At 46.7% G+C, this 25,762-nt stretch carries 24 protein-coding genes, 2 tRNA genes and 1 other RNA gene; 9 read left to right on the top strand and 18 right to left on the bottom strand.

The features are described 5' to 3' along the window. Window positions 1–92 precede the first annotated feature (92 nt). The 9 genes from H0Z19_RS08450 to ffs form a co-directional block, all read right to left on the bottom strand. A complete protein-coding gene (locus H0Z19_RS08450; protein WP_290725701.1) occupies window positions 93–1,451 on the bottom strand; it encodes an MATE family efflux transporter in 1,359 nt (452 codons plus the stop codon). Window positions 1,452–1,486: 35 nt separating this feature from the next. Beyond that, window positions 1,487–3,286 carry an ASKHA domain-containing protein gene (locus tag H0Z19_RS08445; protein WP_290725699.1) on the bottom strand — a complete coding sequence of 600 codons (1,800 nt, stop codon included), beginning with the start codon at window positions 3,284–3,286 and terminating at the stop codon, window positions 1,487–1,489. An 8-nt stretch (window positions 3,287–3,294) separates the two neighbouring features. Beyond that, complete coding sequence (gene mtrH, locus H0Z19_RS08440; RefSeq protein WP_290725697.1) at window positions 3,295–4,164, bottom strand: tetrahydromethanopterin S-methyltransferase subunit H; 870 nt, start codon at window positions 4,162–4,164, stop codon at window positions 3,295–3,297. Next, entirely contained in the window at window positions 4,157–5,365 is a 1,209-nt protein-coding gene (locus H0Z19_RS08435) for an MFS transporter (RefSeq protein WP_290725695.1), read from the bottom strand. The genes mtrH and H0Z19_RS08435 overlap by 8 nt, the downstream gene beginning before the upstream one ends. 91 nt (window positions 5,366–5,456) lie before the next feature. Continuing rightward, window positions 5,457–6,710, bottom strand: a complete 1,254-nt coding sequence (locus H0Z19_RS08430; protein WP_290725693.1) for a uroporphyrinogen decarboxylase family protein — start codon at window positions 6,708–6,710, stop codon at window positions 5,457–5,459. Then, window positions 6,711–7,349, bottom strand: a complete 639-nt coding sequence (locus H0Z19_RS08425; RefSeq protein ID WP_290725690.1) for a corrinoid protein — start codon at window positions 7,347–7,349, stop codon at window positions 6,711–6,713. It abuts the gene before it with no gap. 106 nt (window positions 7,350–7,455) lie between these two features. Next, window positions 7,456–8,049 (bottom strand): ribbon-helix-helix protein, CopG family, encoded by a 594-nt coding sequence (locus tag H0Z19_RS08420; protein WP_290725689.1) that lies wholly within the window; start codon window positions 8,047–8,049, stop codon window positions 7,456–7,458. A 175-nt stretch (window positions 8,050–8,224) separates the two neighbouring features. After that, the gene (gene argS / locus H0Z19_RS08415; RefSeq protein WP_290725687.1) at window positions 8,225–9,874 is read right to left on the bottom strand and encodes an arginine--tRNA ligase; all 1,650 of its coding nucleotides are present in this window, start codon (window positions 9,872–9,874) and stop codon (window positions 8,225–8,227) included. A gap of 41 nt (window positions 9,875–9,915) precedes the next feature. Next, window positions 9,916–10,227, bottom strand: an RNA gene (ffs, locus tag H0Z19_RS08410) — signal recognition particle sRNA. Window positions 10,228–10,297: 70 nt separating this feature from the next. Here ffs and H0Z19_RS08405 point away from each other — a divergent pair. Further along, window positions 10,298–11,299 carry a PAS domain-containing sensor histidine kinase gene (locus H0Z19_RS08405; protein ID WP_290725685.1) on the top strand — a complete coding sequence of 334 codons (1,002 nt, stop codon included), beginning with the start codon at window positions 10,298–10,300 and terminating at the stop codon, window positions 11,297–11,299. A gap of 29 nt (window positions 11,300–11,328) precedes the next feature. On the opposite strand, the gene npdG is transcribed toward H0Z19_RS08405, so the two are convergent. Continuing rightward, window positions 11,329–11,967, bottom strand: a complete 639-nt coding sequence (gene npdG, locus H0Z19_RS08400; protein ID WP_290725683.1) for an NADPH-dependent F420 reductase — start codon at window positions 11,965–11,967, stop codon at window positions 11,329–11,331. A 218-nt stretch (window positions 11,968–12,185) separates the two neighbouring features. Here npdG and H0Z19_RS08395 point away from each other — a divergent pair, with 218 nt between their 5' ends. Further along, window positions 12,186–12,461 (top strand): hypothetical protein, encoded by a 276-nt coding sequence (locus tag H0Z19_RS08395; RefSeq protein WP_290725681.1) that lies wholly within the window; start codon window positions 12,186–12,188, stop codon window positions 12,459–12,461. A gap of 4 nt (window positions 12,462–12,465) precedes the next feature. Here the strand turns inward: H0Z19_RS08395 and H0Z19_RS08390 are convergent, their stop codons facing one another. The 4 genes from H0Z19_RS08390 to H0Z19_RS08375 are packed head-to-tail and all read right to left on the bottom strand — an operon-like array spanning window position 12,466 to window position 17,065. Continuing rightward, window positions 12,466–13,617, bottom strand: coding sequence for a BMP family ABC transporter substrate-binding protein (locus H0Z19_RS08390; RefSeq protein WP_290725680.1), 1,152 nt, complete (start codon window positions 13,615–13,617; stop codon window positions 12,466–12,468). Between the two features lie 31 nt (window positions 13,618–13,648). After that, window positions 13,649–14,581: an ABC transporter permease gene (locus H0Z19_RS08385; protein WP_290725678.1), complete on the bottom strand. Its 933-nt coding sequence runs from the start codon at window positions 14,579–14,581 to the stop codon at window positions 13,649–13,651. 1 nt (window position 14,582) lies between these two features. After that, window positions 14,583–15,581, bottom strand: a complete 999-nt coding sequence (locus tag H0Z19_RS08380) for an ABC transporter permease (RefSeq protein ID WP_290725675.1) — start codon at window positions 15,579–15,581, stop codon at window positions 14,583–14,585. Then, a complete protein-coding gene (locus H0Z19_RS08375; RefSeq protein ID WP_365892606.1) occupies window positions 15,578–17,065 on the bottom strand; it encodes an ABC transporter ATP-binding protein in 1,488 nt (495 codons plus the stop codon). Before H0Z19_RS08375 ends, H0Z19_RS08380 begins: the two co-directional genes overlap by 4 nt. A 107-nt stretch (window positions 17,066–17,172) precedes the next feature. Here H0Z19_RS08375 and H0Z19_RS08370 point away from each other — a divergent pair, with 107 nt between their 5' ends. Together H0Z19_RS08370 and H0Z19_RS08365 are read left to right on the top strand one after the other, a co-directional pair. Then, entirely contained in the window at window positions 17,173–18,183 is a 1,011-nt protein-coding gene (locus H0Z19_RS08370; RefSeq protein ID WP_290725671.1) for an adenosylhomocysteinase, read from the top strand. 48 nt (window positions 18,184–18,231) lie between these two features. After that, window positions 18,232–19,617 (top strand): 4-hydroxyphenylacetate 3-hydroxylase family protein, encoded by a 1,386-nt coding sequence (locus tag H0Z19_RS08365; protein WP_290725670.1) that lies wholly within the window; start codon window positions 18,232–18,234, stop codon window positions 19,615–19,617. A gap of 45 nt (window positions 19,618–19,662) precedes the next feature. Here the strand turns inward: H0Z19_RS08365 and H0Z19_RS08360 are convergent. Both H0Z19_RS08360 and H0Z19_RS08355 read right to left on the bottom strand, forming a co-directional pair. Beyond that, window positions 19,663–19,737: transfer RNA gene (locus H0Z19_RS08360), tRNA-Glu, on the bottom strand. Between the two features lie 41 nt (window positions 19,738–19,778). Continuing rightward, window positions 19,779–20,060: a hypothetical protein gene (locus H0Z19_RS08355; RefSeq protein ID WP_290725667.1), complete on the bottom strand. Its 282-nt coding sequence runs from the start codon at window positions 20,058–20,060 to the stop codon at window positions 19,779–19,781. Between the two features lie 70 nt (window positions 20,061–20,130). Here H0Z19_RS08355 and argH point away from each other — a divergent pair, with 70 nt between their 5' ends. Both argH and gatD read left to right on the top strand, forming a co-directional pair. Continuing rightward, window positions 20,131–21,582, top strand: a complete 1,452-nt coding sequence (gene argH / locus H0Z19_RS08350; protein ID WP_290725665.1) for an argininosuccinate lyase — start codon at window positions 20,131–20,133, stop codon at window positions 21,580–21,582. Continuing rightward, on the top strand, window positions 21,575–22,801 hold the full coding sequence (gene gatD / locus H0Z19_RS08345; RefSeq protein WP_290725663.1) for a Glu-tRNA(Gln) amidotransferase subunit GatD: 1,227 nt from the start codon (window positions 21,575–21,577) through the stop codon (window positions 22,799–22,801). Before argH ends, gatD begins: the two co-directional genes overlap by 8 nt. A gap of 164 nt (window positions 22,802–22,965) precedes the next feature. Here the strand turns inward: gatD and rd are convergent, their stop codons facing one another. Then, window positions 22,966–23,127 (bottom strand): rubredoxin, encoded by a 162-nt coding sequence (rd, locus tag H0Z19_RS08340; protein ID WP_290725661.1) that lies wholly within the window; start codon window positions 23,125–23,127, stop codon window positions 22,966–22,968. Window positions 23,128–23,193: 66 nt separating this feature from the next. Between rd and thiI the strand changes: the two genes are divergently transcribed. From thiI to H0Z19_RS08325, 3 genes are all read left to right on the top strand, one after another. Then, a complete protein-coding gene (gene thiI / locus H0Z19_RS08335) occupies window positions 23,194–24,315 on the top strand; it encodes a tRNA uracil 4-sulfurtransferase ThiI (protein WP_290725660.1) in 1,122 nt (373 codons plus the stop codon). A 14-nt stretch (window positions 24,316–24,329) separates the two neighbouring features. Next, window positions 24,330–24,908 (top strand): 6-hydroxymethylpterin diphosphokinase MptE-like protein, encoded by a 579-nt coding sequence (locus tag H0Z19_RS08330; RefSeq protein WP_290725658.1) that lies wholly within the window; start codon window positions 24,330–24,332, stop codon window positions 24,906–24,908. Continuing rightward, window positions 24,909–24,980, top strand: a tRNA-Arg gene (locus H0Z19_RS08325). 40 nt (window positions 24,981–25,020) lie between these two features. Here the strand turns inward: H0Z19_RS08325 and H0Z19_RS08320 are convergent. Continuing rightward, window positions 25,021–25,680 carry a class I SAM-dependent methyltransferase gene (locus H0Z19_RS08320; protein ID WP_290725656.1) on the bottom strand — a complete coding sequence of 220 codons (660 nt, stop codon included), beginning with the start codon at window positions 25,678–25,680 and terminating at the stop codon, window positions 25,021–25,023. Window positions 25,681–25,762 lie beyond the last annotated feature (82 nt).

Genomic DNA, 25,762 nt, shown 5'->3' with positions numbered 1-25,762 from the left:
GTTTATGCTGTACTACAACCGATTGAGGTGGTGTTTGTGTTAAGTGGACAGGTCCAAAGAGGGCAAGGCAAAAAAGTCAACTGATCCGCGCCTTACAGCAAACTCTTCTCAAGCTTTCTTATTGTTGTGATTCCCCAAATGAAAGCAACCAAAGATGCTATTATGTTTCCGGCGGTAACACCTGCCAGCACTCCGTAAAATCCAAGGCCAAGCAGGAAGGCGAGGGCGTAGGCAAGGCTTAGCTGCAACACTATCGACCTCAGGATCGTGATACCCAGGGAGTTCTCACCCCTTCCGATACCCTGGAACATCGCCACAGTCATCATGCCAAGAGGCGTGAAGAGTAAGAAAACCGGAAGAATCCTCAACGCATCAACGAGTTCCTGGTAAATTCTGGCTGAGGATTCGGAGTATGTAAAAACCAATGCTATCTCTGGCGCTGCAATTACTATCGCCGCAGCCATAAATATCTCAACCAGAAATGTTAGCTTTATCGCGTGAAGGTAAGCAGTTCTCAACTTTTCAGCGTTTCTTGCCCCGTATGCTGCTCCCACCACGGCTGTTACAGCACCAGCCATTCCGAAAAGTGGTATGAAGCCGAAGTTTATCACCCTCCATGCACTCGTAAAAACGGCAATCCCATCGCTCCCACCGGCTCTGACTATAATCATGTTCAGGAACACTATAGCGACCGACATGGTTAGCATTGAAACTGAAGAAGGCAGACCGACCCGAAGAATGTCGAAAACGATCTTTCTGTCAGGCCTGAAGTTATTCAAACTCACATCGACGAAGGTTTTTCCGGCAAGTAACCAGAAGACGAAAACCGCTGAAGAGATTGCCATCGAAACGACAGTTGCGTAAGCAGCACCGGCAATACTAAGGTTGAGCACATAGATGAAGACCGGATCCAGAATTATGTTGATGACCGTCCCCGCCACGTTTGCGAACATAGTCCTCCTGGCATTTCCTTCTCCGTTTAGTATTCCCGTTGATACGTTGTTGAAAACGAGAAATACCGACCCGGCAATAACGATTCTCGAATACTCCAGCGCGAGTTCAAGAACGCCTCCTTCAGCACCTATCAGTTTCAGTAGGTCTTCGAGTCGTAGTGTGGTTAGGGTTAGCACCAGCGCCACGCCAAAGGCCATTAAAATGGCATGCATGGCAATGTTGTCTGCGCTTTTCTTGTCTCTGGCACCTATCCTTCTCGAAATTGCAGAACTGGCCCCTATGCCCAAACCCATTGAAAGCGAGATGAAGGCCATGAAAAGTGGGAAGAATACACCTATCGCCGACAGGGCGTCGGCACCAAGCCCCGCAACCCACACCCCATCAGCTAAGTTGTAAATCGTGAAGACGATGTTGCTCACTATCATTGGCGCTGACAGCTTTACAAGCGTCCTTTTAGGATTGCCTGTTAGGGTTTTAACCTCTTTCAGTTCTTTCATGTCTGAGTGGGTTCAGCTTGCGCTCTTATTAATGCTCACCCCATCGGAATCGCTCTTATGAAAGTTCGGTAGAAGTTCTTATCTGCGGAAAGCTCAACGTACTCAATCTTCCCAACAACCTCCTCGATTTTCTCCCTCTCCTCAACAGATTTTAGCGCCATCTTAGCACCGCCGACTGCCGTGTCTCCGGCGAAAACGATTCTGTCATTTGGAATGTCCGGAAGCAACCCGATAGTTTTTGCGTTCTCGATGTTTATGTGCCTTCCAAACGAGCCGGCAAGATATACCTTTGAAATCTCGTTTGCCTCGATTCCGAGCCTCTCCACCAGAATCATCCATCCCGACCTTATAGCCCCCTTGGCCATGAGGAGCTCATTTATGTCCTTCTCCGTAACTGTAATCTCCTTCCCAGTCTCTGTTTCATCCGCCCAAGCAACTACGAACTTCGGAACACCGTCTTTTACTATCCTCTTAGTCTCCTTGACAAATTTTCCGTTCCTATTTATAATCCCGGCTTTGTAAAGCTCTGCCACCAAATCAATCATTCCGCTACCGCATATCCCCTTCGGCTTCAGGTTATCGATAGTTTCGTAAATAACCTCGTCATCCACAATTCTTACCTTCTCTATCGCACCGCTCACTGCCTTCATTCCATGGCTTATGTGTGCTCCTTCAAAAGCCGGTCCGGAAGGGGCGGAGCATGCGAGCAATCTGCTTTTGTTGCCTAGAATTATCTCAGTATTCGTTCCTATGTCTATCACCATGCAGATCTCATCTTTTTCGTGAATCTTCGTTATCACGAGATTCGACGTAGCATCTGCACCGACAAACCCTGCTATAAGCGGAAGTGAAGTCACATGCCCATCGCCGTTTATTTTAAGTCCTATCTCTCTGGCTGGATAACTTATGCCCTGTCTGACGGCAGGTGTGAAGGGGGAGACGCTTATGAACTTCGGATAAATGCCGAAGAAAAGGTGGTGCATTACGGAGTTGCCGACCACCACAGCTTCGTAAATTTCGTCGTATCTTACATCTGCTTCTTTGCAGATTTCGTCAATTATCCCGTTTATTGCATCAACGACGATTTCCTGCAGCTTTTTTAGGTTCTCCTCTTTCTTGGATGCGTAAGTTATGCGGGAAACAACGTCCTCTCCGTAAGCCACCTGCGGGTTCTCAGCGTAGCCTCTCGCCACGGTTTTTCCATTTACGAGATCAACGAGATGGCAGATTATCTTCGAGGAGCCGATGTCTATCGCCAGACCAAAGACCCTGCTACTGGTATTACCGCTTTCGACTCCAACCAGCTTTTTGTTCCACAGAACTGCGGTGATATCCCAGTTTGCATCTCTCAGCAGTACTGGAAGTTTTTTCAGCAGGTTCAGGGGCATTTCCACATCTCCCAAGGAGTCTTTCAGCCTCTCAAAATCCGGCCTTGTATCTTCAAGGCTTGGCTCCGGCAATTTGAGGTGAATTTTTCTAATAGCTGGATTTAGCTCGACCTCCTCTTCCACAGCAATTTCGGCAACTTTTCTGGCTTCCATTCTGCTTTCCGGAGGTATGAAAACGGTAGCTCTCCCGCTCAGTATTTTTGTCTGACAGGCGAGTCTGTAGCCGGCTTCGATCTCCTCTGGAGTAAGGTGCTTTCTTTCCACCTCATTTATTTCGCTTATCTCTCCTCTTGCGTCTACAATGACCACTCTGCATTTACCGCAGACACCCTTTCCGCCGCAGTCTGAACGCAGGGCTACGTTGGCCTCTCTCGCAATTTCAATAATAAAATTGGGAGAAGTCTCAACTTTCTTTCCTGCTGGCTCGAACGTTACTCTTACACTCATGCTTCACCTTAAACTTCTATGAAGTCTTTCGTCCTCGCGAAGTACCTGTAGGCCGTATCTAACGTAAACACCGCTGGAAATACGTGCTTGGCGTCCTCTACCGGTCCGTAGAGTACAAAGTCCGAGCCGAGAACCAGTTGCATGGTGTTTGCTATGAGAACTGCAGACTTCTCAGCATCCTTTCCAAACATGTTCCTGAATCCTCTCCAGCTTGCTATCGCGTTGTGGGCTCCGGAGCCGCAGGGGAACCCGTATTTCTTCTTTATCTCCATCGCTGCTTTCGCAGAAGCGGGAAGACTTGGGACATCCATCACGAATGTGTCGACAATGGGCTTAGTAATTCCTGCCTTTTCGAGCTTTGGAAGGATTTTCTCGAGAGCTTCGAGCCTCGCTTTACTGCTTATAACGTTGAATGTGTATGTGAGAACGACAGCAGCCTCAATATCGCTGTTCTCCAGAGCCTCAATTTCCTTATCTTTCGATTCTGGAGATATTGAGTTGTAGATGACTCTTTTCTCAAGCCCCGCTTCCTTCGCATATTCGACTGCAGCTATCTTGATGTCGGCCATTGCCGAATCGACGAGGAAAGGTTTGTCGGTAACATCAGCAACGAACTCCATATATTTCTTTATCGCCTCTTCACTCATGCCGACTACATCGACAAGTCCAGGGTTTCCCGTCTTGTCGCTTAGTTCCTCAACTTCCTTTATCAGCTTCTCAGCAGCCTCTCTGTTGAAAATCCCTTTCTTCTCGTCCTCCACGATCTTGTGTTTCCCGTAAAATATGCTCCCTATCAGAACCGTCGGATTCTCTCCTAGCTCTCCTCCGATTTTTACACTACCTATTTCGAACACCTTCTGGTTCCCGAACCTAAACATTCTCATCACCTCTTGCGTATTTTCTTCCTAACAATACCACTCCAACTGAGAATATGTGAAGGATGGCCGCTATCAGCAGCGAGTAAAAGTAAGATCCGGTGGTATCTCTTATAAAGGCACCGAGGTATGGGCCTATTATTGCAGAGGTCATGACTGATGTGTTAAGCACCGTGGTTATTCTTCCCACAAATTTCCTCCCGAAGAATGTTGGCACAGCAGCAAAGTGCACCGCCGGCTCACCACCAAGGGCGAAGTAAAGCAGAACCCCCACCAGCAAAACCAGCAAAGGGTTCGTGTAAACCAAGTAAAACAGGATTATTGCTATCCCTCCGATCGCGTATACCAGCGGGAGAGTCCTTAAAGGCCCGCCGATTCTATCGTTTATTACTCCCCACGCCAAAGCCCCGACACCGTTACCTATTGCCGTAACGGACATGAAAAGCGGGACAAATGATCCTGCAACGTATTCGTAATCCATTCCTGCCTTCTCTGCCAATCCCTCTACAATTATTGTTGCGATGTTCATCAGAATCAGGAACCAGCCTAAGGCTGTTGAGAACATAACCGTAAAGAGAATCCAGAATCTTACATCCTTCACCGCCTGGCTCAGGGAGAGGTTGGCAGTGGTAGCTTCAACTGGAGGCCTGAAACCTTCCGGAAGCCAGTCGTGTGGAGGAGTTCTCCAGAAAACAACTCCTATTGCATACATAAGGGCGAATATCATCAAACCAAGTGACACGAACGTGTTTGGCAATCCGGTGTTGGTTATTAGATATGCTGCGAGAGGAGACGTTATGAGAGGGGAGATGTTCTGACCGAATATCGTTATGCCGAAAGCCCTTCCCGGGCTGTCGGGAAACCACCTGCCTATAACCACGGGAAAAGTTCCAACATAAAAACCCGCTCCAATGCCGGCGATAAAGCTTCCAGCGTACCAGTAAACCCTCGCCACCTCCCAGCTTTCATAGCTGAACATCCACGAGATTACACTCATGCCAGCAAGGAAGCATATACCGGCCAGGGCCATCGGTAATTTTGGCCCCAATCTGTCCGCAATAAATCCGGCAACAATCTGGAAGACCAGCATCCCTGATGCTGAAATCGATACAGAAAGAGCTATGGGAGCAACCTCATCAAGATCGTAAAATCTCATTATGTACGGATAGAACTGGCTCCAGATGAGTGTGATCATCACAAACATCGCTAAAATTCCAGCAGTTATCGGATAGAAGTAACGATAATTCCCGCTAACTCCGAAATTCAGATGAAATCACCTCCAAAAATAAAAAGAGTTAGTATTTCCCGTACTTCTTCACCGCATCGACCATGGCCTTAACATTTTCAGGCTTGGCATCCCTTGAAATTCCGCCATCAACTCCGGGCCAGATCATCATTCCTCCTTCCTTGCAGTCTTCGAGCAAACTCTTCATGTATTCTTCGACCTTCTGTGGAGTTCCACCGATTAGCAGCGAGTTCGGTGGTCCGCTGACGAGAATTACATGGTCTCCGAGCACTTCTCTTACCTTTCTCGGATCGGTTTTCTCGAAGACACCAACCACTTTCTTCTTTGGAGCCTCAAGAAGCGTTTCGAGGTGGGCATCGTGCTTTCCTTCGAAAAGTACAAAATTCACTTGCCCCATCTCGGCAACCTTGTGGAATATATCATTGAGCGATGGCCAGTAGAACTCACTGTAAAGTTTAGGATTAAGATATTCGTTGAGGTGAAGAGGATAGAAACATTCTACAACATCTGTGCCGAATAGTTGTTTTCTCACCTCAACGGGTGGTGCTGAGATTTCTGCGGCCTTGATTATTAGAGGTTTTACAGCTTCAACCGCATCTTTCACTTTTTCAGGAACCCTGAATAGATCAAGGACAACGTTCTTAATGTCACGCAAGAAGTCACCTATCAGGTCGAGTGGTGCATAAGCCCATGACATTGGAATGGTTGGGTATCCTATTTTGGCCATCTCCATCGATAATTCAGCCATGAACGCTCCAAATCTGGCAAGTTCCAGACCGTACTTAGTGAGGGCTGCATTGTATTCTGCCGAACCAACATCAGCCAGTTTTTTGTTTATTCTCGGCATCACCACCTTGTTTATGAACTCCAGCGGGTTTTCGATAAGCTGGTCGTACTCTTCTACCTTCATTATCTCCTTGCCTATGAATTGCGGGTGTGCATTCTCGTCGAGCTCGTATCCGGGCCATCTCGAGTAAACGTCCTGGAGCACGAGGTGTGTTGGGCCAAGAATAAATCTCGCAGCGGAAGAGATTTCGGGCTGGTTCAGGAAAGCGACTGTGTAGATCATCCCCTCCAGTCCTATAATCGGAGTGAACGTGTCAAAGTCGAAATCCCTTGCAACCTTCAATGCTGCATCCTTGCTTTTCTCGTAGTCGAAAAGGACTTCCTTAGCTGTGTATCCCGCATACCTGCCATGCCAGACTGTGGTGGCTCCAGTTACTGGAACTCTATCCGGCTCCTTACCTTTGAGTACAGTTTCAATCCTCTCAAGCCTTTCTTTCATCAACTCTTCAGCGCCCATTCACTCCACCCCCATAAGGGCTTTTATCTTCCTCACGCCAACAGCTGCATCGTCAGCCCAGTCGTCGGCTCCGACGTATTCCTTGGCTTCTTCATCCGTTCTACCTCCACCGATGATTATCTTCACCCTGTCCCTCAGTCCGGCCTCTTTTATCGCCTCTACAGTCTTCTTCATTGACTCTATGGCTTCAGTTAACAGTCCAGAAAGTCCCACAACGTCCGGGTTGTGCTCCTTTATGGCATTAACAAAAGCCTCTGGTGGCTGATCAACTCCGAGGTCGACAACTTCGAATCCTTCAGCCTCAAGCAGAGCTATGACTATGTTCTTCCCTATGTCGTGCACGTCTCCCTCCACCGTGCCTATCACAACCTTGCCTTTTGCCTCCCCAGCTTTCTCTCCAATCAGCGGTTTCACGATGTCCATTATCTGCTTGAGTATCTCTCCAGCCATTATCAAATCAGAAACGAAGTACCTCCCCTCTTCGAAGCGTTTCCCTATTATGTCCGTTGCTTTTCTCACGTCCTCCAGAATCGCAAACGGATCCTCGCCAGCTTCGACTCTCTTCTTTGTGAGCTCTATAGTCTTTGCCTCATCGAGGTCAGCAAGTGCGTTTACAAACTCTTCCCTAACATCCGCCATTCAGACACCTCCAATTTTGAAAATGAGGCAAATGAAAATAAAACCTGTTATGAAAAGGTTCATAACAAATTTATTTGATTTAAGTTAAAATATTCTTAACTCGTTTTTAATCCTTGAACCTTATAAATATCCTCTCTAGTGAGGTTTCGACCACCGTATTTATCCCAAGCTGCTCGAAAAGAGTCTTAATGAGGATTTTCGTGACTATCAGGTTCTCCGGAGGTGTCTGGAAGACAAGTTTTTCTCTATACTTTTGCAGCACCCCGCCTCCAGCAAATTCAATCATCTTCAGGACAGTTTCGGCTTTTTCGATGTCCGGCGTGTTCTCATCCCATCCGAATTCGATTTTAAAGAGGTTTGCCAGGCCCCTCACAGCGTTAACAAACTCCTCGTCGACTATTTGCTCCGGATCCCCCAGTTCTTGAATTTTCTTCAGCAAAACGCGGTAGAGTTCTCTGTCAATGATTACAAACTGTCTAGACTCGACTCCGTGGATGTGGGTTGCAAGCCTGTCTATGTCATTGAAATATTTTCTGAAGTCAACTTTACTTTTTCTGCAAGCCTTAATAAGGTTGTAATAAACTGTAAGAGCTTCACGGAAAATCTGGCTTAAACTCTCTCCACTATCCCTCCTTAAATCCTCCAAAAGCTTCATCTCATCGTCGTTGAGTGATATGGTTATTCTATGAAACAGTTTCATCTTTTTCACCGCCTTAGTTTCACAAACGTTTTGTGTAAGTACTCTTGAGTATATAAAAAGTTCTAACTAATGATAAATTAAATTAATGACGAATTTATCCAATATGTTATAAGATTTAACAAGTTGACGAATGTGGATCAATAGGATATAACACAATAAAAAATTATTTTAATTGCTACATCCTTTCAAGCGGTTCAATTCCGAGCAATTCGAGTCCATTCCTCAGCACAATCCTTGTCGCATCGACAATTGCCAACCTGTGCATTCTTGTTTCTGACTCTGCTTTGAGAACTGGATGATCGCGGTAAAAGTCGTTAAAAGCTCCCGCAACACCAAGCAGATATTCTGCAAACACGTTGGGGCGCAGCTCTTCCACAACTCTCTTCACCATGTGAGGCATTTTGGAGAGCAGCATCACAAGCTTCCTCTCACCGGAAGTGCATAACTCACCTTTGAACTCAAGCTCAGGCATACCATCCTCAACCGCCTTTCGCAGGATGCTGCACGCCCTCGCATGGCTGTACTGGATATAGCTTGCGGTCTGCCTTTCAAAGTCAAGCGCCTTGCTCCAATCGAAGGTCATGTGCTTCTCAGGAGCAATTTTAATGAAATCGAACCTTATCGCTCCAACGGCTACTGCATTCGCAATTTTCCTCTTCTCCTCCTCATCCATCTCCCTGCTGGAAATTATCTTCCATGCCTCCTCCTTAACCTTTCCTATCAGCTCGTCAGCGGAGATGAACTTTCCCCTCCTTGTGCTCATGCTTCCTTCAGGCAAGGAGACGAACTCGAAGAAAACTATCTCAGGGGGCTTTAGATTGAGTAGCTCGAGAATTCTCGACAGCTGTGCACCGTAAAGCTTGTGGTCAGCCCCGAGGACGTTTATGAACCTCCCGTAGTTCTCATTTTTCCACATGTGGTAGGCGAGGTCTCTTGTGATGTAGAGTGTCGTGCCATTTTCCCTTCTTATGACCACCTCTTTTTCGAAGTCTTCAAGCTCAATAATCCATGCACCGTCCTTCTTTATCAGCCCCTTCTCGTCGAGAGCTTTGAGCACCCTGTCAACGTAACCGTTACGAATAAATTCGCTCTCCCAAACAAATTTGTCGTGCTCGACATTAATTGCCTTTAACGTCTGTCTGATACCATCCAAGGCGGTTTCCACAGCTCTTCTGAACTTCTCTACCGCTTCCTCATCACCGCGTTCGTAGGCGAGCATCAGCTTTTCCACGTACTCTTCAAGCTCAGGGTTGCTTTCAAGCAGCCTGTTTGCCTCGATGTAGGCTTCAGCAACAGCATGGTCAGGTTTTTTGTCCTTCAGACCAAAATTCTCTATTCCAAGGACAGTTATGGCAGTCTGTCTTCCCATGTCGTTGACGTAGTAATGTGTTCTCACACTGAGGCCAGCTTTGGCAAAAATTCTCGCTAACGTGTCTCCAATGATAGAGTTTCTGATGTGCCCTATGTGCAAGGGGCCATCTGGATTGGCTGAGGTGTGCTCAATCAGAATTTCCCCTTCGAGGTTTAAATGGCCATAATTTTCATCCTCATCAAGAATCACGTTAACCGTATCCTCAAGAAACTCATAACTTGCGAAGAAGTTGATATAGCCATTTTTGCTTTCAACACTGCCAATGTAATCGCTATCCACCTCAAGGCTCTCAACAATCTCATCCGCTATTTCCTTAGGGCTTTTCTTACGCTCTTTTGCCAGCTTGAAGGCAATTGTTGAAGCCAGATCAGCGTGTTCACTCTCCCTCAAAAACCTCTCGTCGCCGTAATCACCCAGAACTCTGATTACCTCATCTATGAAGCGCAGGAACATTGCCCAAATTAAAACTGTCGACTTTTCAATTTAACTGAAGAAGGTGGGCGCGCCTCGGGTCGACTTGCCTTACGGGCGGCTTGAAGTTCCAGGCACCTCCTCCCCGCACCCCCGGAAGCGCCGGTCGTCCGGGGTTAGCCTGCTCCCTTCCGGGCCTGGGCCGTTTCCCCCGGTAAATATGGCGGACAGCCCCTCCGGGCAGCCCAGCCATAACCGCCGGCCCTCCGGGACGAGGATTCTGCGGTGCCTGGGACCGCTGCCACCCGCTTGGCAAGCCTTCCCTCGGCTTCGGCCCCCGCATATCGGCGGTTTCGGGTTACAGGGGACGCCGAACCCCCCGGCCTAGCCCACCAAATAATACATTGTCACTATGAGTTATAAAAGTTATGGCAAAGTATTTTAGGATTCAATTCAAGTTAGATAATGATAGATTTAGGTGTTGCCCTCCCCCTCGAAATTCTGGAAAAGTTGAGGACGGGCATTTACGTGTATCAGGAAGGAAGATTCATATTCGTTAACAAAGAAATTGAGAGAATTTCAGGTTACAGTAGGGAGGAGCTTTTGAAAATAGACCCCTTTGATTTGCTTGCTGAAGTGGTGGACAGAAAAAATATGAAGGCATTTACGGATATGGCTGAATCAGGAGAATTTAACGTGCTTCCAGAAAAGTACGTGGCGAAGATCAGGCGAAAAGATGGTTCATCGGCTTGGGTTGAGCTAAAGGCCTTTCCTGCAGTCTTTAATGGAAAGGGAGCAATAGTGTGCAATGTTGTTGACATCACGGAACTGGTGATGGAAGAGCGGAGAAGAAAGACCATAGAGAAGTACGTTGACCTCGTGGGGAAGATTATTCGCCATGACTTGGCAAACAAAATTTCGGCAGCCATGAACCTGCTTGAATTATCAATAGAACGACGAGAGGTTAAGCTCGTCGAAAAGGCATATGATGTCTTAAAGGACTCGGTAAAGAGTCTCAAGAGGTTGAAAAACCTGGAGATGCTGATGAAAACAGGTGGGGAGTTGAGAGCGGTATCGGTGAGAGAAGTTTTCGAGGAGACAGGGAAAAATTACAGTATTGATGTTGCAATCATTGGGGATGCATCAGTTATGGCGGACGACGGTCTTTACTCAATTGCTGACAACCTGCTGAACAACGCCGTAAAACACGGAATGTGCAAGAGTGTAAGAGTTGTAATCGAAAGTGAAGAGGATAAAGTTATAGTTAGGGTTGAAGATGATGGAGCTGGAATTCCCGACGAAATCAAGGGTAAAATATTCAACGAGGGCTTTCACTCAGGTGTAGGGCAGGGATTGGGGTTGTTCATTGTGGCAAGCCTCATGGATAGGTACAAAGGAAGCGTTGAGGTTAAGGACAACGAGCCTTCAGGAACTGTTTTTGTTCTTAATTTCCCATTATCAGTGTAGTCATTTCCGCAGATGTTAACGCCCTATAATCACAGAAACTTAATTCCAAGCTCCCCCATGCTGTTAAAGCGCATTATGTTAAGTATTAGTGGTGTTAAGGATTCAACAAGCTTTGAGTTTGATAGAGGTCCTGCATCAAGCGGTCTTAAGCCCTCAATTTCCGATATGAGCTCAATGACAATTCTCTTTGACATCTCATCATCACCGCAAACCGGCACATCCCAGTCGAACCTCTCGTCAAGGTTTGCAAACCTTGATGCTGGAACGGTATGGAGGGCTGAAACAACTCTATCGCTTTCCAAAACCTCTGCAACCATCTCAGCTGCCGATTTGTCCGAATTATACGTAAAACCCTTCTCCCCCTTAGACACGGGCACAAGAGGTGAAACGACAATCTTGTCGTTAAGAGCGTGTTTAAGCTCCCTTGCCGTCTCTATTGCGTGTTCCCAGGGTATTGTTAGTATGGCTATTTCGCAACTCTCTGCTGCATCTTCGTTCTTCATTCCTGTAATCCTTACATTGCCGGCAATTTTTCTGTACTCTTCAGCCTTTGATTTGGCCTTATCCTCCTTACGAGATCCAACAACAATTTCATGTCCGAGGATGGCTAATCTTAACGCCAGACCTTTTCCCAGATTGCCAGTGCCTCCGAGAAGGGCTACTCTCATCTCGCAAAACTTCTCAGTGGGGGTATATAGCTTTTCTCCAGAGTAATTTCAAAATTGAAGGTTAGTGTTTTAAGAATGCGGTCGAATTCGAGGCATGTGTGAGGGGCTGTACTTCAGAAGGATTGACGACGTAAAGAGGGATAGGGAAAAAGAAAAGGAATCCCATTAAGTTACGTTCCAGGAATTAAATTTTTATCAAAGAAAAGCAAACTTAGACCATGGATGTTTACGCCATCATCGCGTTCCTTATGGGTGTAGCCTTGGGATTTCTGAGGAGGGGAAAAGAGGAGAGGGCAAAAATTCTCGAAGTTTTGGTAACTTCCATGTTTTTGGGTCTGATTTCTGCAATAGCACTGTCCTATCTTGTTCTTGACGATGCAGGATTAGGGGAGTTTGTGAGAACTTTTGGTCTCGTTGTCGCTGCAATAACCTATGTAATGTTCTTCATCGCTGGAACATACATTGGAGATATTCTTGAAAAGTTTAGGAAATAAAAAATTATTCAGAAGCCGCTGGAATTTCTCCCACGACGTTGTCAACGAAAAAGCTCATTGAAAGCAGTTCCTCGTCGGTCATGACCTCTCCTTCAGCCTTCACGAGATTGCCCTGCTGGTCGTAGATCGGCCCTACAAACGGATACTGCTCCGGAACCTCCCCGTTTAGGTATTTCTCCTTCTCCTCTTCCACCATCTTCCTCACATCTTCCGGAACAGCGTCGTTAAATGGTGCCAAGGCAACAACGCCCTTGTCTATACCCCACCAGATTTCCTCGCTCTTCCACGTTCCCTGCATCACCTGCTCAATGATGTAGGAGTAGATTACGCTCCAGTTCCACATTGCAGCTGTCAAATGGGCATTGGGTGCGAACTTGGACATGTCGCTGTGGTAGCCTATGGAGTAAACCCCCCTCTCCTCAGCTGCCTGCTGTGCTGCTGGCGAGTCCTGATGCTGGGCAATGACATCACAGCCCTCATCAATCAGGCTAATAGCTGCTTCCTTCTCCTTAGCAGGGTCATACCACGTTCCAGTCCAGACAACGTAAACCTTCGCTTCCGGATTCACCTTCTTGACGCCGAGAGCGAAAGCATTTATACCTCTGATAACCTCTGGAATTGGAACCGCTGCAACATAGCCAATCTTATTCGTCTTTGTCATCGCTCCCGCAACGATTCCAGTCAGATAGCGAGCCTGATACATCCTGCCAAAGTAAGTTCCGACATTTTCAGCGGTCTTGTAACCACTGCAGTGCTCGAAGATTGTGTCGGGGAAGTCTTTGGCAACTGTGATGGTTGCATCCATGAAGCCGAAGGATGTTGTGAATATCACATCATAACCCTGCTCAGCAAATTCCCTGATGACTCTCTCATCATCCCCTCCTTCAGCAACATTTTCGGCGTAAGCGGTCTTTACCCCATACACCCTCTCGATATACTGCCTACCAAGGTCGTGGCTGTAAGTCCATCCTGCATCTCCAATGGGGCTTACGTAAACGAATGCAGCTTTTAGCTCTTTTTTCCCCTCAGCAGTGGTTGTTTTTTCAGGTGTGGGTGTGGTAGTTGTTGTCTGCTTCCCTTCCTCGCCCGCGCATCCTGCTAACAGTCCGGCAGCTAAAACTGCCAAGACAATGAGAACCAGAAACTTACCCTTCATATCTTCTGCCAAATGGCATTAGAAATAAACTTTACTCTTTCCTCCCTCTGACATACGGTATTCCAAGTGCTGCAGGCGCTCCAAAGGCTGCCCTCTTCCTTATCACGCTGAACAATAGCACAACTATTGTTACAACGTATGGTACCATCTTCATGAGGTGGTAGGATATGCCGACTCCGGTGGCCTGAAGTTTGAATGAGAGTACATCCAATCCGCCAAAGAGGTAAGCTCCAAGGATTGCCCTCTGTGGCATCCATCCACTGAAGATGACCAAAGCGAGGCAAATCCACCCTCTTCCTGCGGTCATCCCTTCCGTCCAGAGCTTAGCATAAGCGAGACTGAGATATGCCCCTCCAATACCAACTAGAAGACCTCCGAAAAGTGTGCTGATATACCTCACTTTATCCACGTTTACTCCCATGCTGTCCGCTGCTTCTGGCTTCTCCCCGGCAGCAATTATTTCCAAACCATACCTCGTCCTAAAAAGAATGAACCAGAGAATCGCAGCGAGGATCAATGCAAGATATGCCAGTGGGTCCTGGTTGAAAAGAACCTGCCCGATTAAAGGTATGTCTGACAGAATAGGAATCTTGACTGGGTCAAGATAAAACGCAACCTCTCCTATGTAATTTCTTCCGAGAAAGCCCGTTATGCCAAGTCCGAGAAGCACGAGCATCAAACCGGTTATGGACTGGTTGGCCTTCAGCGTTATTGAGAAAAACGCATGCACGAGGGCGAGCAGCATTCCGGCAAGCCCACCGCAAAGCACTCCCAGCCAAGGGTTGCCAGTTGCAAGACTGACAGCGAATCCGGTAAAAGCTCCTGTTATCATTATCCCCTCAAGTCCCAGATTTAGAACTCCGCTTCTCTCAGTTATGATTTCACCGAGTGTTGCGTAAAGCAGTGGCGTTCCGGCCCTTATAGAAGAGGCCAGCAGCGAAGCAAGGAAACCTATATCGATCATCTTACTCCCTCCTCCTAAGCGATTGTCCAGCTATTATGAACAGGACTATCAACGACTGAAAAACGTAGACTATCGAAACCGGGACTGAGTAGGTAGTCTGCAGCACTGAACCGCCGACATACAGAAAGCCAAACAGAGCGGCGGAAGCCATAACGAGAAGCGGGTTTCCGGAAGCGAGAAGAGCAACGGGAATCCCTGCGTATCCGTATCCGGTTGAGATTAAAGGTCTCAATCTGAGCTGAATTCCACTTACCTCAATCATCCCTGCCATACCAGCAAACATTCCACCGAGGAGCATCGAATATATAATCACCTTCTGCCTGCTTATTCCGGCGTAGTCGGCAGCTTTCGGATTCGCCCCCACAACCCTCAGAGAAAAGCCAAAGTCTGTTTTGTTAACTATATGGTTTATTGCAATAGCAATGATAATAGCGATGAAGAACCCGAGGTGAAATCGAGTTCCAAAAAATCTGGGAAGTGTTGCAGCATCTGGAAAGAGGTCTGTGTATGGGAAATTGTAAACCTCCTTACCTCTCATCGGCCCATATACCATATACTCCACCCAGTATATTGCAACGTAGTTTAGAAGGAGCGTTGACAGTATCTCGTTCAGGTCGAATTTGGCCTTCAAAACAGCCGGAATTGCCGCCCAGGCCATGCCGAATATTGCTGCAGTCAAAAACATTGCTGGAAGCATCGCATAACTTGGAAGGTTGGAGTAGAGAGCGATAACACTCGCTGCGAACGCGCCCATATAAAGCTGTCCCTCCGCACCTATATTCCACAGCCCTGCTCTGAGGGGGATTGCTACTGCCAGGCCAGTAAGTATCAAAGGTGTTGTTTTCACACAAAGTTCAGCCAATCCAAATTTTGAGGTGAAAGACCTCGTGAACATCACGGCATAGGCTTCGAGCGGATTTATCCCTATTGCAGCGAGCAAAATTCCGACAATAACAAGAGATGCAGCTATGGATGCTACCGGAGTTATTATGTCCCTCATACCGTGACCTCCAGTCCACCCGCCATCAAATATCCCACCTTTTCGTAATTTGCTCTCTTTCTATCCATAACCCCTCTTATTTCACCCTCGTACATTACGGCAATTTTATCAGAAAGCTGAAAAACCTCGTCTAAATCCTCTGATATCAGGAGAACTGCTGCACCTTTCATGGCGGCGTCAATAAGCCTTCTCCTGACAAAGTCGATGCCTGCAACATCAAGACCCCGTGTCGGCTGAGAGGCGATTATCAGCTTTGGATTCCTCGAGAGTTCTCTCGCAAGGATTAGTCTCTGGATATTTCCACCTGAAAGTGTTCCTGCTGCGGAGTGGATGGATGGAGTTTTCACGGAGAACTCCTCAATCAGTTCCATAGCCCTTTTCTCCATTTCATCGAAGTCGAGGGAAAAACGTTTTCTATACCTCTTAAAGTCCTTCAGCATCAGGTTTTCCAGAACGGAAAGAGACGGGGCCAAACCAACACCAATTCTGTCTTCCGGTATGTAGGCGATGCTTTCCCTTTCCATTACACCTTTATTCGTTATGTCCTGTCCGTCAAGTATAATTCTACCCTTTTCCACTTTTCTCAGTCCTGCTATTGCCTCTTCAAGCTCCCTCTGCCCGTTGCCAGACACTCCAGCAATTCCAAGAATCTCACCTTCCCTTATGGAAAAGTTAACACCCTTAACAGCGTAGTTCCCTCTCTCGTCCCTAACCCACAAATCTTCAACCCTCAAAACTTCTTTTCCGAACTCTCTGGGTGGTTTGCTGATATCAAGGACTATGTCTCTTCCGACCATCATCCTCGTAAGCTCTCTTTCGTTTGTTTCAGAAGTTTTTACCGTCCCTACCTTCTTTCCTCTTCTCAAAACGGTAATCCTGTCCGTAACCTTTAAAGCCTCTTTTAACTTGTGGGTTATGAAAATAATCGTAAGGCCGCTTTTGGTCATGGATTTTAAAGCGTAAAAGAGACTGTCAACCTCCTGAGGTGTGAGAACAGCAGTCGGCTCGTCAAGGATAAGAAGCTTAATGTCCCGGAAAAGGGCTTTGAGAATTTCCACCCTCTGCTCTTCCCCCACACTTAAGTTCATAATTACCTCATAAAGCGCAACATCTATCCCGTATTTTTCCGATAGGGCCTCAACCCTCTCCTCAACCCACTTCTGATTAATTAGGGGGTCGTGTGGTGTGCGGTAGCCGAGAACTATGTTCTGAAACACGTTCATTCTTGGAACGAGCATGAAGTGCTGGTGAACCATTCCTATGCCGGCCGAAATGGCATCCTTCGGGCTCCTGAACCTGACCTTTTTGCCTTCAAAAATTATTTCTCCCTCATCCGGCTGATAAATTCCGTAAAGAATATTCATTAAAGTCGTTTTACCTGCTCCGTTCTCACCCAGAAGGCCATGTATCTCGCCCCTCCTCACCTCAAAGTCAATGTGGTCGTTGGCAACAAGATTGCCGAATCGCTTTACTATGTTCCTCATTTCGAGCAGTGTTTCCAAAGGCTATCACCTCGGCCTTAATCCAAGCTTACCTCTGAATTTTTAAATTCTTTCAATAAGTTGAAATATTATGCCGCATAGAGTTTACTGTGATATCTGTTGATTGGTATCACGAAAGAATGAAGCTTGTAAGGAGATTTGCGAGGGACATCGAGGTTGAGGAGGTTGCTGTTTGCATACCGCTCGAATATAAATCTGCAAGCCTGATTTGCGAGCTTTCCAAGTACACCAACGTTTACGCTGCTAAGCTCGACGATTTTTCAACAAAGCCTGAAGTGGTGGAGTGGCTGAAGGAGAGGGGTGTGGAAGTAAAGAGGAAGAGAGACGTTATCGATGCGGAATGCTACCTCGACTGCGCGGCAGTGCTTTCGAGAGTTGCGGTTAAAAGTGGGAAAAAAGAGCTCAAGGTGGTAGAACTCACCAAGACCGGAGAGGAGTACCTGCAGAAATTAAACGTCAGAATGAAGGCAATTTCTCTCGACTCTTCAACGTTGAAGGGAGTAGGAGAGAATATTCACGGGACGTCATTTGGTCTGCTCGACGCACTTTTAAGGCTGAACATATTTTTACCAGAAAAGAGGATCCTCGTTCTGGGGTTTGGTAGAGTTGGAAAGGGATGTGCGAGACTTCTGAAAGCAGTTGGTTGTCCCGTTACAGTCTGGGACAATGACGAGAAGAAGCAGATTGAGGCCATTTACGAGGGGTTCAGAGTTGAGAGAGACTTTGATGTCGATATTGTGGTTACCTGCACCGGAGTTAAAGGTGTAGTTAGCAAGGATGAAATCAGGAAAATTCCTGATAGAAGCATTCTCCTGAACATGGGGGCAGAGATGGAAATCGAGCCTGCTGGTGAGCTTGTAAAGGACTATGGGCTGGTTAAGAAGTACGAACTTGAGGGGAAGGAATATTTTGTCGTGGCTAATGGCTACGCTGCAAACCTCGCTCTTGGCAATGGGACGCCAATTGAGGTCATGGACAGGACTTTTTCTGCCGCAATTCTTGCATTGAATTATTTGCACAGAAACGATTTTGTAGGGCTCATCCCGCTCCCACACCACATCGAGTCAACAATTTTGGCAGCCATAATGATGCAGAAATAGAAATGCTTTTAAAAAATGTATTCTATCAGGATTGATTGAGGTGATACCATGCTTTTTAAGCCTGAAGAGTATATTGAGAGATTAAGTGGCTACAAGAGAGATATCTATGTTCTCGGAAAGAGAGCCGAGGACTTCGTAAACCACCCGAATATCAGGCCGACGGTTGAGGCAATTGCCTTTACCTATAAAATTGCGGAAAAGTACGCCCCACATTCGGAGCTTGTTGGAGAGAAGGTAAACAGGCTGAACTGTGTGAACCAGACTTTTGAAGACCTTATTGCGAGGTATGAATATCAGAGGGAGCTCAGCCTCAGGCTTGCAACCTGCAACTACCGCTGCACTGGCTGCGATGCCATCAACTCTATCTATCCCGCAACCAAGGCGCTTGATGAGAGGGAGGGGACTGACTACCACAAGAGGTTTTTGGAGCTGCTTAAGGAAATACAGAAAAATGACTACGCCTGCACTGCAGCGCTGACGGATGTTAAGGGGGATAGAGGAAAAAGACCTTCGGAGCAAAAGGACAAATACCTGCGTGTGGTTGAGAAAAGAGAGGACGGAATAGTTGTAAGGGGGGCAAAGATTTGCCAGAGTGGAGCTTTTGCAGCAGACGTTAACTTCGTTCTACCAACTCAAACGTTCAGGCAGGGAGAGGAGGAATTTGCGGTAGTTTTCGCTGCAATGCCCGAAGACGAGGGGATAAAGTACATCCTTCAGAACACCGGTGTTCAGGCCAAGCAGCGTGAAGGAGGTAGCTTTGAGGCTGGCAATAAATACGGAGACAGAACAACCTGCATGGTCGTGTTCGATGACGTCTTCATACCGTGGGAGAGGGTATTTGTCTTTGAAGACCTGAAAGCTGCAAGAGATGTTGTCAGCTACTTTGCACCCTCCCACAGGTGTGTTGGAGCGGCATGCAAGGCAGGATTTATCGATTCCATGGCAGGAGCAGCAAGCCTTATGCTCAAAACAAGTGGTCTTGAGGGTGTATCAGTTTTACAGCAGAAAGTTGCTGAGATGGTTGCTGTAAGCGAGGGAGCCTTTGCTATCTCTGTTGGTGCGGCGGTTAAAGGAGCAAACTACAACGGGTGCTGGCTCCCCAACTTCCAGATGGCCAATGCGGGGAAGGTGATAGGCGTTGATGGCTTCGCCAAGGCGTTGATGAACTTAGTTGACATTTCGGGAGGTATTATTGGCACCTCTCCATCAGAGTTCGACCTCGAAATGGTTGGAGACTTCCTGCAGGCAAGTGAGAAATTCACTGCTGAGCAGAGGCTCAAAATAGTGAAGTTTATCGAATTCTGGGCGACTTCATCCCACCTTGTTGGAGCGTTCCACGGAGGGGGGTCGCCTGCTGCTGCTCTCGTAACCCTAAGGTTTTTGATGGATATGGATGGTAGGGAGGAGGCTGTTAAAAACTGTATTGATTTTTAATCTTCTATTTTCTTCTTTAATAAGCACATCCATAAGAATAAGTTATGCTCCGGCCGGGATTTGAACCCGGGTCGCCGGCTCGAAAGGCCGGAATGATTGGCCGGGCTACACCACCGGAGCTTAGAGGGGAATTAAAGGGGGCAGATATATATCACTTTCGCCTACCTCTCCGCCAGCTTTACCTCCACCTCCACGACATCTCCAACCTTAAGCTCGTTCATGCTGTAGTAGTCGTAGGAAACAGTAAGGAAAGCATCAAACTGCATGAGCTCCTCTATTCTCTTGGCCAAGTCCATCCCCATTTGCAGCCCAAACTCGATTATCTTGGCAGGGTCGCTGAAATCGGCTTTTGCCATAACACCCGGCTTCCTACTAACGGACTTTAGATACAGCAGAACTTCATCGTCACTTTTCAGCTCGATCCTGACTATTCTGTACATCATGCTCCGCCTTAACTCCAAAACATAAATACATTTGCGGTAAAAATTAATAACCATCGCCCAGATTCAATGCATGCTCAGAGAAAGCAGGATGAAGAAGGGCATGGATCCAAAAGCCCTCAGGCTAACTTCATCCATCGAGCATGACAGGAACATTTTCAACTACGATATTCTCGTTGATGTTGCTCACGTTCTAACTCTGAGGAAGGGTGGTTATCTCACTGATGAAGAAGTCAGGGAGATAATCTCTGCTCTCAAAAAAGTAAAAGATTCGGGATTTAAGGATGACTGGCCTTATGAAGACGTTCACGAGGCCATTGAGGCTGAAGTGACAAAAATAACGCCTCTCGGTGCAAAAATGCATACTGGACGGAGCAGAAACGATGAAGTTGCAACCTGCCTGAGAATGTTTGCGAGGGATCATCTGCTGAATCTTGCGGATTCTATTCTGAGTGCTCTGGAAATTTTGCTCAAAAAGGCTGAAAAGTCCCATTTCCTGATACCCGGCTTCACACACCTCCAGTATGCCCAGCCAACAAGGCTCTCGCACCATCTTCTTGCTTACCACGACATGCTTTCCAGAGATTTTGAAAGGGTTGTTGAAGCTTTCAGAAGGGTGAACAGGTCTCCTCTCGGTTCTGCAGCTTTTGCCTCCACTGGCTACAATCTTGACAGAGTTTATGCGGCGAGGTTGCTGGGCTTTGATGGAATTGTTGAGAACAGCGAAGATGCCGTTTCATCAAGGGACTTCATAATCGAATCCATTTTCGTCTCCACATCAACAATGCTCTCCGTCAGCAGGATTGCTGAAGAAATCGTTCTCTTTTCGTCGGAGTTCGGTTTCATCGTACTGCCTGATGAATACTCCTCGACATCCTCCATCATGCCCCAAAAAAAGAATCCTGACGTTGCTGAACTTCTGAGGGCAAATGCGGGGAAAATCGCAGGTAATCTGACATCCGCCATGATGATTTACAAGGCAATGCCCTTCAGCTACAACAGGGATTTTCAGGAGATGAATCCCCTGCTTTACGAGTCGCTTAAAAGGACGAGTCTTGCTGTCGAGGTTTTTGCCTCAATGATGGATAAAATAAAGTTTAACGAAGAAGTAATGAAGGAGAAAGCAACAAAAGGATTTGCAACCGCAACCGAGCTTGCGGATATGCTCGTGATAAAGTACGGCGTTCCCTTCAGAACAGCCCATCGCATTGTGGGAAGAATCGCTGCAAAAGGAATTGAGAAACCGGGTGTGGAAGATGTAAACGCTGCAGCAGGAGAGCTTGGAGTTAAGTTAAAGGTAAAAGAAGAAGACCTTCTCGAAGCTTTAAATGCGGAAAAAGTTGTGGAGAACAGAAAGAACATCGGTGGGACGAGCAAGGCTGAGGTAGAGAGGATGATTAAAGGTAGAAAAGAAGAGCTTAGAAGTAAAAAGACACTCCTCAGAAAGCTGAGGGGCGAGGTTGGGATGGGGCTGAAAATGCTTTACGAAGAGGCTAAAAAGCTGGGGGTGGAAATCAATGCATAAAAAGCTCGAAGGCAAGAGGGTAAGGATTAAGGCGAAGGGGAAAATCTTTGAGGGTATAGTGATGCCCTCATTCACCGGAAACTTCGTTCTCAAGCTCGATAATGGTTATAACGTTGGATTTAAGGAGTACGAGCTTGTTGAAGTGCTTGAAGTTGAGCCTTTCAAACCTCAACTCCCCGAATTGGTTAAGAAGGAAGGGCTTCCGGACATAAAGATCATCTCAACGGGAGGGACGATAGCAAGCAAGGTGGATTACAGGACAGGGGCAGTAACAAGCCAGTTCACTGCGGAGGAGATAGCTTCGGAGGTTCCAGAGCTGACTGAGGTCTGCAATGTTGATGCTGAACTGCTCTACAACATCCTCAGCGAGAACATGAAGCCGGACAACTGGATCGAGCTTGCCAGACACGTTTACAAGGCTTTAAAGGACCATGAGGGAGTAATCATCACTCACGGAACAGATACGATGCACTTCTCCGCTGCTGCACTGTCCTTCATGCTCTCGACACCGAAACCAGTGGTTTTTGTCGGTGCCCAGAGAAGTTCCGATAGGCCGAGCAGCGATGCAGCGATGAACCTGCTGTGTGCAGCTAAGGCAGCAACAGAGGACATTGGCGAGGTTACAGTTTGCATGCACGGCTCGACAAGCGATGATTTCTGCTACGTCCACAGAGGTGTGAAGGTCAGGAAGAACCACACATCAAGAAGGGATGCATTTCAGTCTGTAAACGCGAAACCAATAGCAAAGATCGACTACCCCTCTCTCGGTGTTGAGTGGCTCTCCTGGCGTTATCACAGAGGAGAAAGGGATTTGAAGCTTGCAGACCGGCTTGAGAGAAAAGTCGTGCTCATAAAGTTCTTCCCCGGCTTAAGCAGTGATATCCTCGATTACTACCATTCCAAAGGCTACAGGGGTTTCGTGATAGAGGGGACAGGGTTGGGGCATGTCTCGACGGACTGGATAGACACGCTCAGAAAAGTATGTGAGGACTCGGTTGTAGTGATGACGTCTCAGTGCCTTTGGGGGAGAGTTTGCGATAGAGTTTACGACACAGGAAGGGATATCCTGAGGGCTGGAGTGATAGAGGGAGAAGATATGTTGCCAGAGGTGGCGTTGATAAAGCTCATGTGGTTGCTCGGAAACTACAGCGTAAAAGAGTCAAAAGAAATGGTGAAGAGAAACCTTGTCGGCGAAATCGAGCCGACAACGCAGTATTAGCAGTATAGTTCCAACACCTTCTCTCTGGCTATCACCCCCGTTGAATTTTACACTATAATTTAACCAAAAAATCATTAATAAACTTTTTGCTCAAATTTGCAATTACATCTGGCTAAACCACAGTCTATGCGAGCAAATTATTACGGAAAAATAAAAATAGAAATCTACTCGATTTTCTCGAACTGGTCTTTAGTTGCGCCGCAAACAGGACAGACCCAGTCTTCGGGTAAATCTTCCCATTTTGTACCGGCAGGAACGTCACTTTCAGGATCCCCCTCATCCTCATCGTAAACGTATCCACAAACCGTGCACTGGTACTTTGCCATACTTATTCATGTATCATCTCAGTTATAATCCTTTCGTTTAAATATCGTTGCAACCTACAAGAAGTAATGGAAAAGGTTGCAGTGGTGCACTACGGCGAAATCGGGACTAAGGGAAAAAACAGGGAGTTCTTTGAAAGGAAGTTGATTGAAGCCATAAGGAGAAAGACCGCAGCGAAGGTTAGAAGAAAGTTCGGAAGAATTGAGGTGGAATACAAAGAAGGTTTGGAGAAAAAACTATCGAAAATTCCAGGAATAAGATACTTTGGCGTGGGATTTAAAACCAATCTCAATATTGAAGATATTAAAAAAGCGGCTTTGATGGCGCTGCCAAAAAATTTCGAAACGTTCAAGGTTGACACCTCAAGGAGTAATAAAAACTTCCCTCTGAACTCTATTGAAGTCAACAGGGAAGTCGGAGCGTTTATTGTTGAAAAAACGGGGAAAAAAGTGGATTTAACGAATCCCGACGTTACTGTGTGGATAGAAATCTGCGAAAAAGAGGTTTACGTGTACTCCGACAGATATGAGGGGGTGGGCGGCCTTCCAGTTGGCGTTGCGGGCAAAGTCGTAGCGCTCATTTCAGGCGGGATAGACAGTCCGGTAGCGGCCTTCATGGCGATGAAGAGGGGATGTGAGGTTGTGGCAGTGCATTTTTTCAACCAAACGATGCACTCCCCAAAGGTAAGGGAGAAAATAATACGACTTGCCGAGAAGCTTGCTGAGTATCAGGGAAAAATTAAGCTGTACATGGTACCGTTCAGGGACGTGCAGTTCGAGATAATCAACGCAGTCCCACCTAAGCTGAGGATGGTTGTTTACAGGAGAAGCATGATGAGAATGGCCAACATAATCGCGGAAAAGGAGGGGTGCAAAGCTGTAATCACAGGCGATAGCTTATCGCAGGTAGCGAGCCAGACGCTCGACAACATCAATGTCATATACTCCGCTTCAAGGCTTGCCGTTCTGCCTCCGCTGATAGGAATGGACAAGGAGGAGATAGTAGCGTATGCCAAAAAAATTGGTACCTACGAGATTTCCATCCTGCCTTACGAGGACTGCTGCAGCTTTATGGTTGCTCAGCATCCAGAAACGAGAGCGAAGATTGAAGATGTGGTTAAATACGAGAGCTTTGAGGAGATCGAAAGAAGGGCGGTAGAGGAGAGCGAAATTCTGGAGGTGGAAGGCTGAACCTCGATGAATGGATGAGGCTGTATGAGGAGATTCTGCATGAGTTCGGTTTCAGCAGAGAAGAGGATGAGAGGGCGGCGAAAGTTATGAAAGATCTGGCTGGAGAAAAGCTACTCGACTGTTCAGTTCTCGAATTTATAAGGGGAAAAAGCGTCGCTGTTATTGGCGGTACTTACAGCGGGGAGAGTGTTGATGAAGAGATAGTCATAACAGCAGGAAAAGCCGTTAACAAAGTTGAGTTTACTCCTCACGTACACGTTACAGACATGGAAGAAGATGAGGATCTTCTGGCTGAGTTGGAGGAAAGAGGATGCATTCTGGTTCTTCACGCACATGGAGACAACATAGACAGGATAAGAAGTGTTGTCCCAAAAGTGAGGAGATTTGTTGGGACAACTCAGAGCATTCCGTTTGACAGAATTTACAACTTCGGCGGGTTTACTGATGGGGATAGGGCCGCACTGATAGCAAAAAGGTTCGGGGCGAGGAGTATAAAGCTTTACGGATTCGATTTTGAGTCTGCAGATAATCCGATTAAGCTGAAAAAGCTTAAATGGGCAAAAATCATCCTCAAAAGTGAGGGGATAATCTAAGGGCCCGTGGGGTAGTGGATATCCTGGGGGTCTCCGGAACCTCCGACCCGGGTTCAATTCCCGGCGGGCCCGTTCTGTTTTTTGTGTTTGTTCACACCAAATTAACGATTGGTTAGCTTTTCCTTGCCACAACTATCACGTCCCATTTCAGAAACTTTTCGAGAAATCTGTTGCTAAAATCATCTAACAGCCTGTAGAGTCTAAATGGTATCCCGAGGTAAGGACTGAACGCTATATACTCTGCTCTCTCCATCCGAAAGCCAGTATTTTCCAAGATGCTTGCCAGTTCTTTGAGTGAATATTCTCTTGGATGCTCATGTGTAAATCCACTAACAAATCTTCTCCTCGTTAAAGCGGCAGCTATGTTCTTGTGCAGCATGTAAAACCTGAGCCGATTTGGAGTGGTTAGAATCAAAAACCCGTTTTGCTTGAGAACTCGGTAGACTTCTGCCAAAAATAGCTCACCTTCAACAAAGTGTTCAATTACTTCAGTTGCCACGACTATATCAAAAACACCATCCTTAAACGGTAATTTTCTTGCATCTCCAACTATAAAATCATAATTTAAGAAATTCCACTCACCGAACTTCTTGATATCAATGCCTAGAAGCTCACCTTCAAGCAATTTAGAATACTCTACCAACTGACCTCCGTTGTTACAACCGATATCCAGCAATCTTATTCCTCTTTTCTTATCCAACATCCTCAGACAATTATAAACTGCTCGTCTCTTTTTGTTCCAAGCGTATTTCTCGACTTCTCTAATTGCCATTACTTGCATTCAAGTTCTTTACCCGTTATTATGGTTTTGAGCAAAACTATTTATACCAAAAATAACAGACCAGCTGCATGGG

Origin of the sequence: Archaeoglobus sp., from assembly GCF_017656475.1 — an archaeon.
GTDB lineage: Archaea > Halobacteriota > Archaeoglobi > Archaeoglobales > Archaeoglobaceae > Archaeoglobus.
Note: the sequence above shows the minus strand (reverse complement) of the source record. Positions and strands in the feature narration are given on the sequence as shown.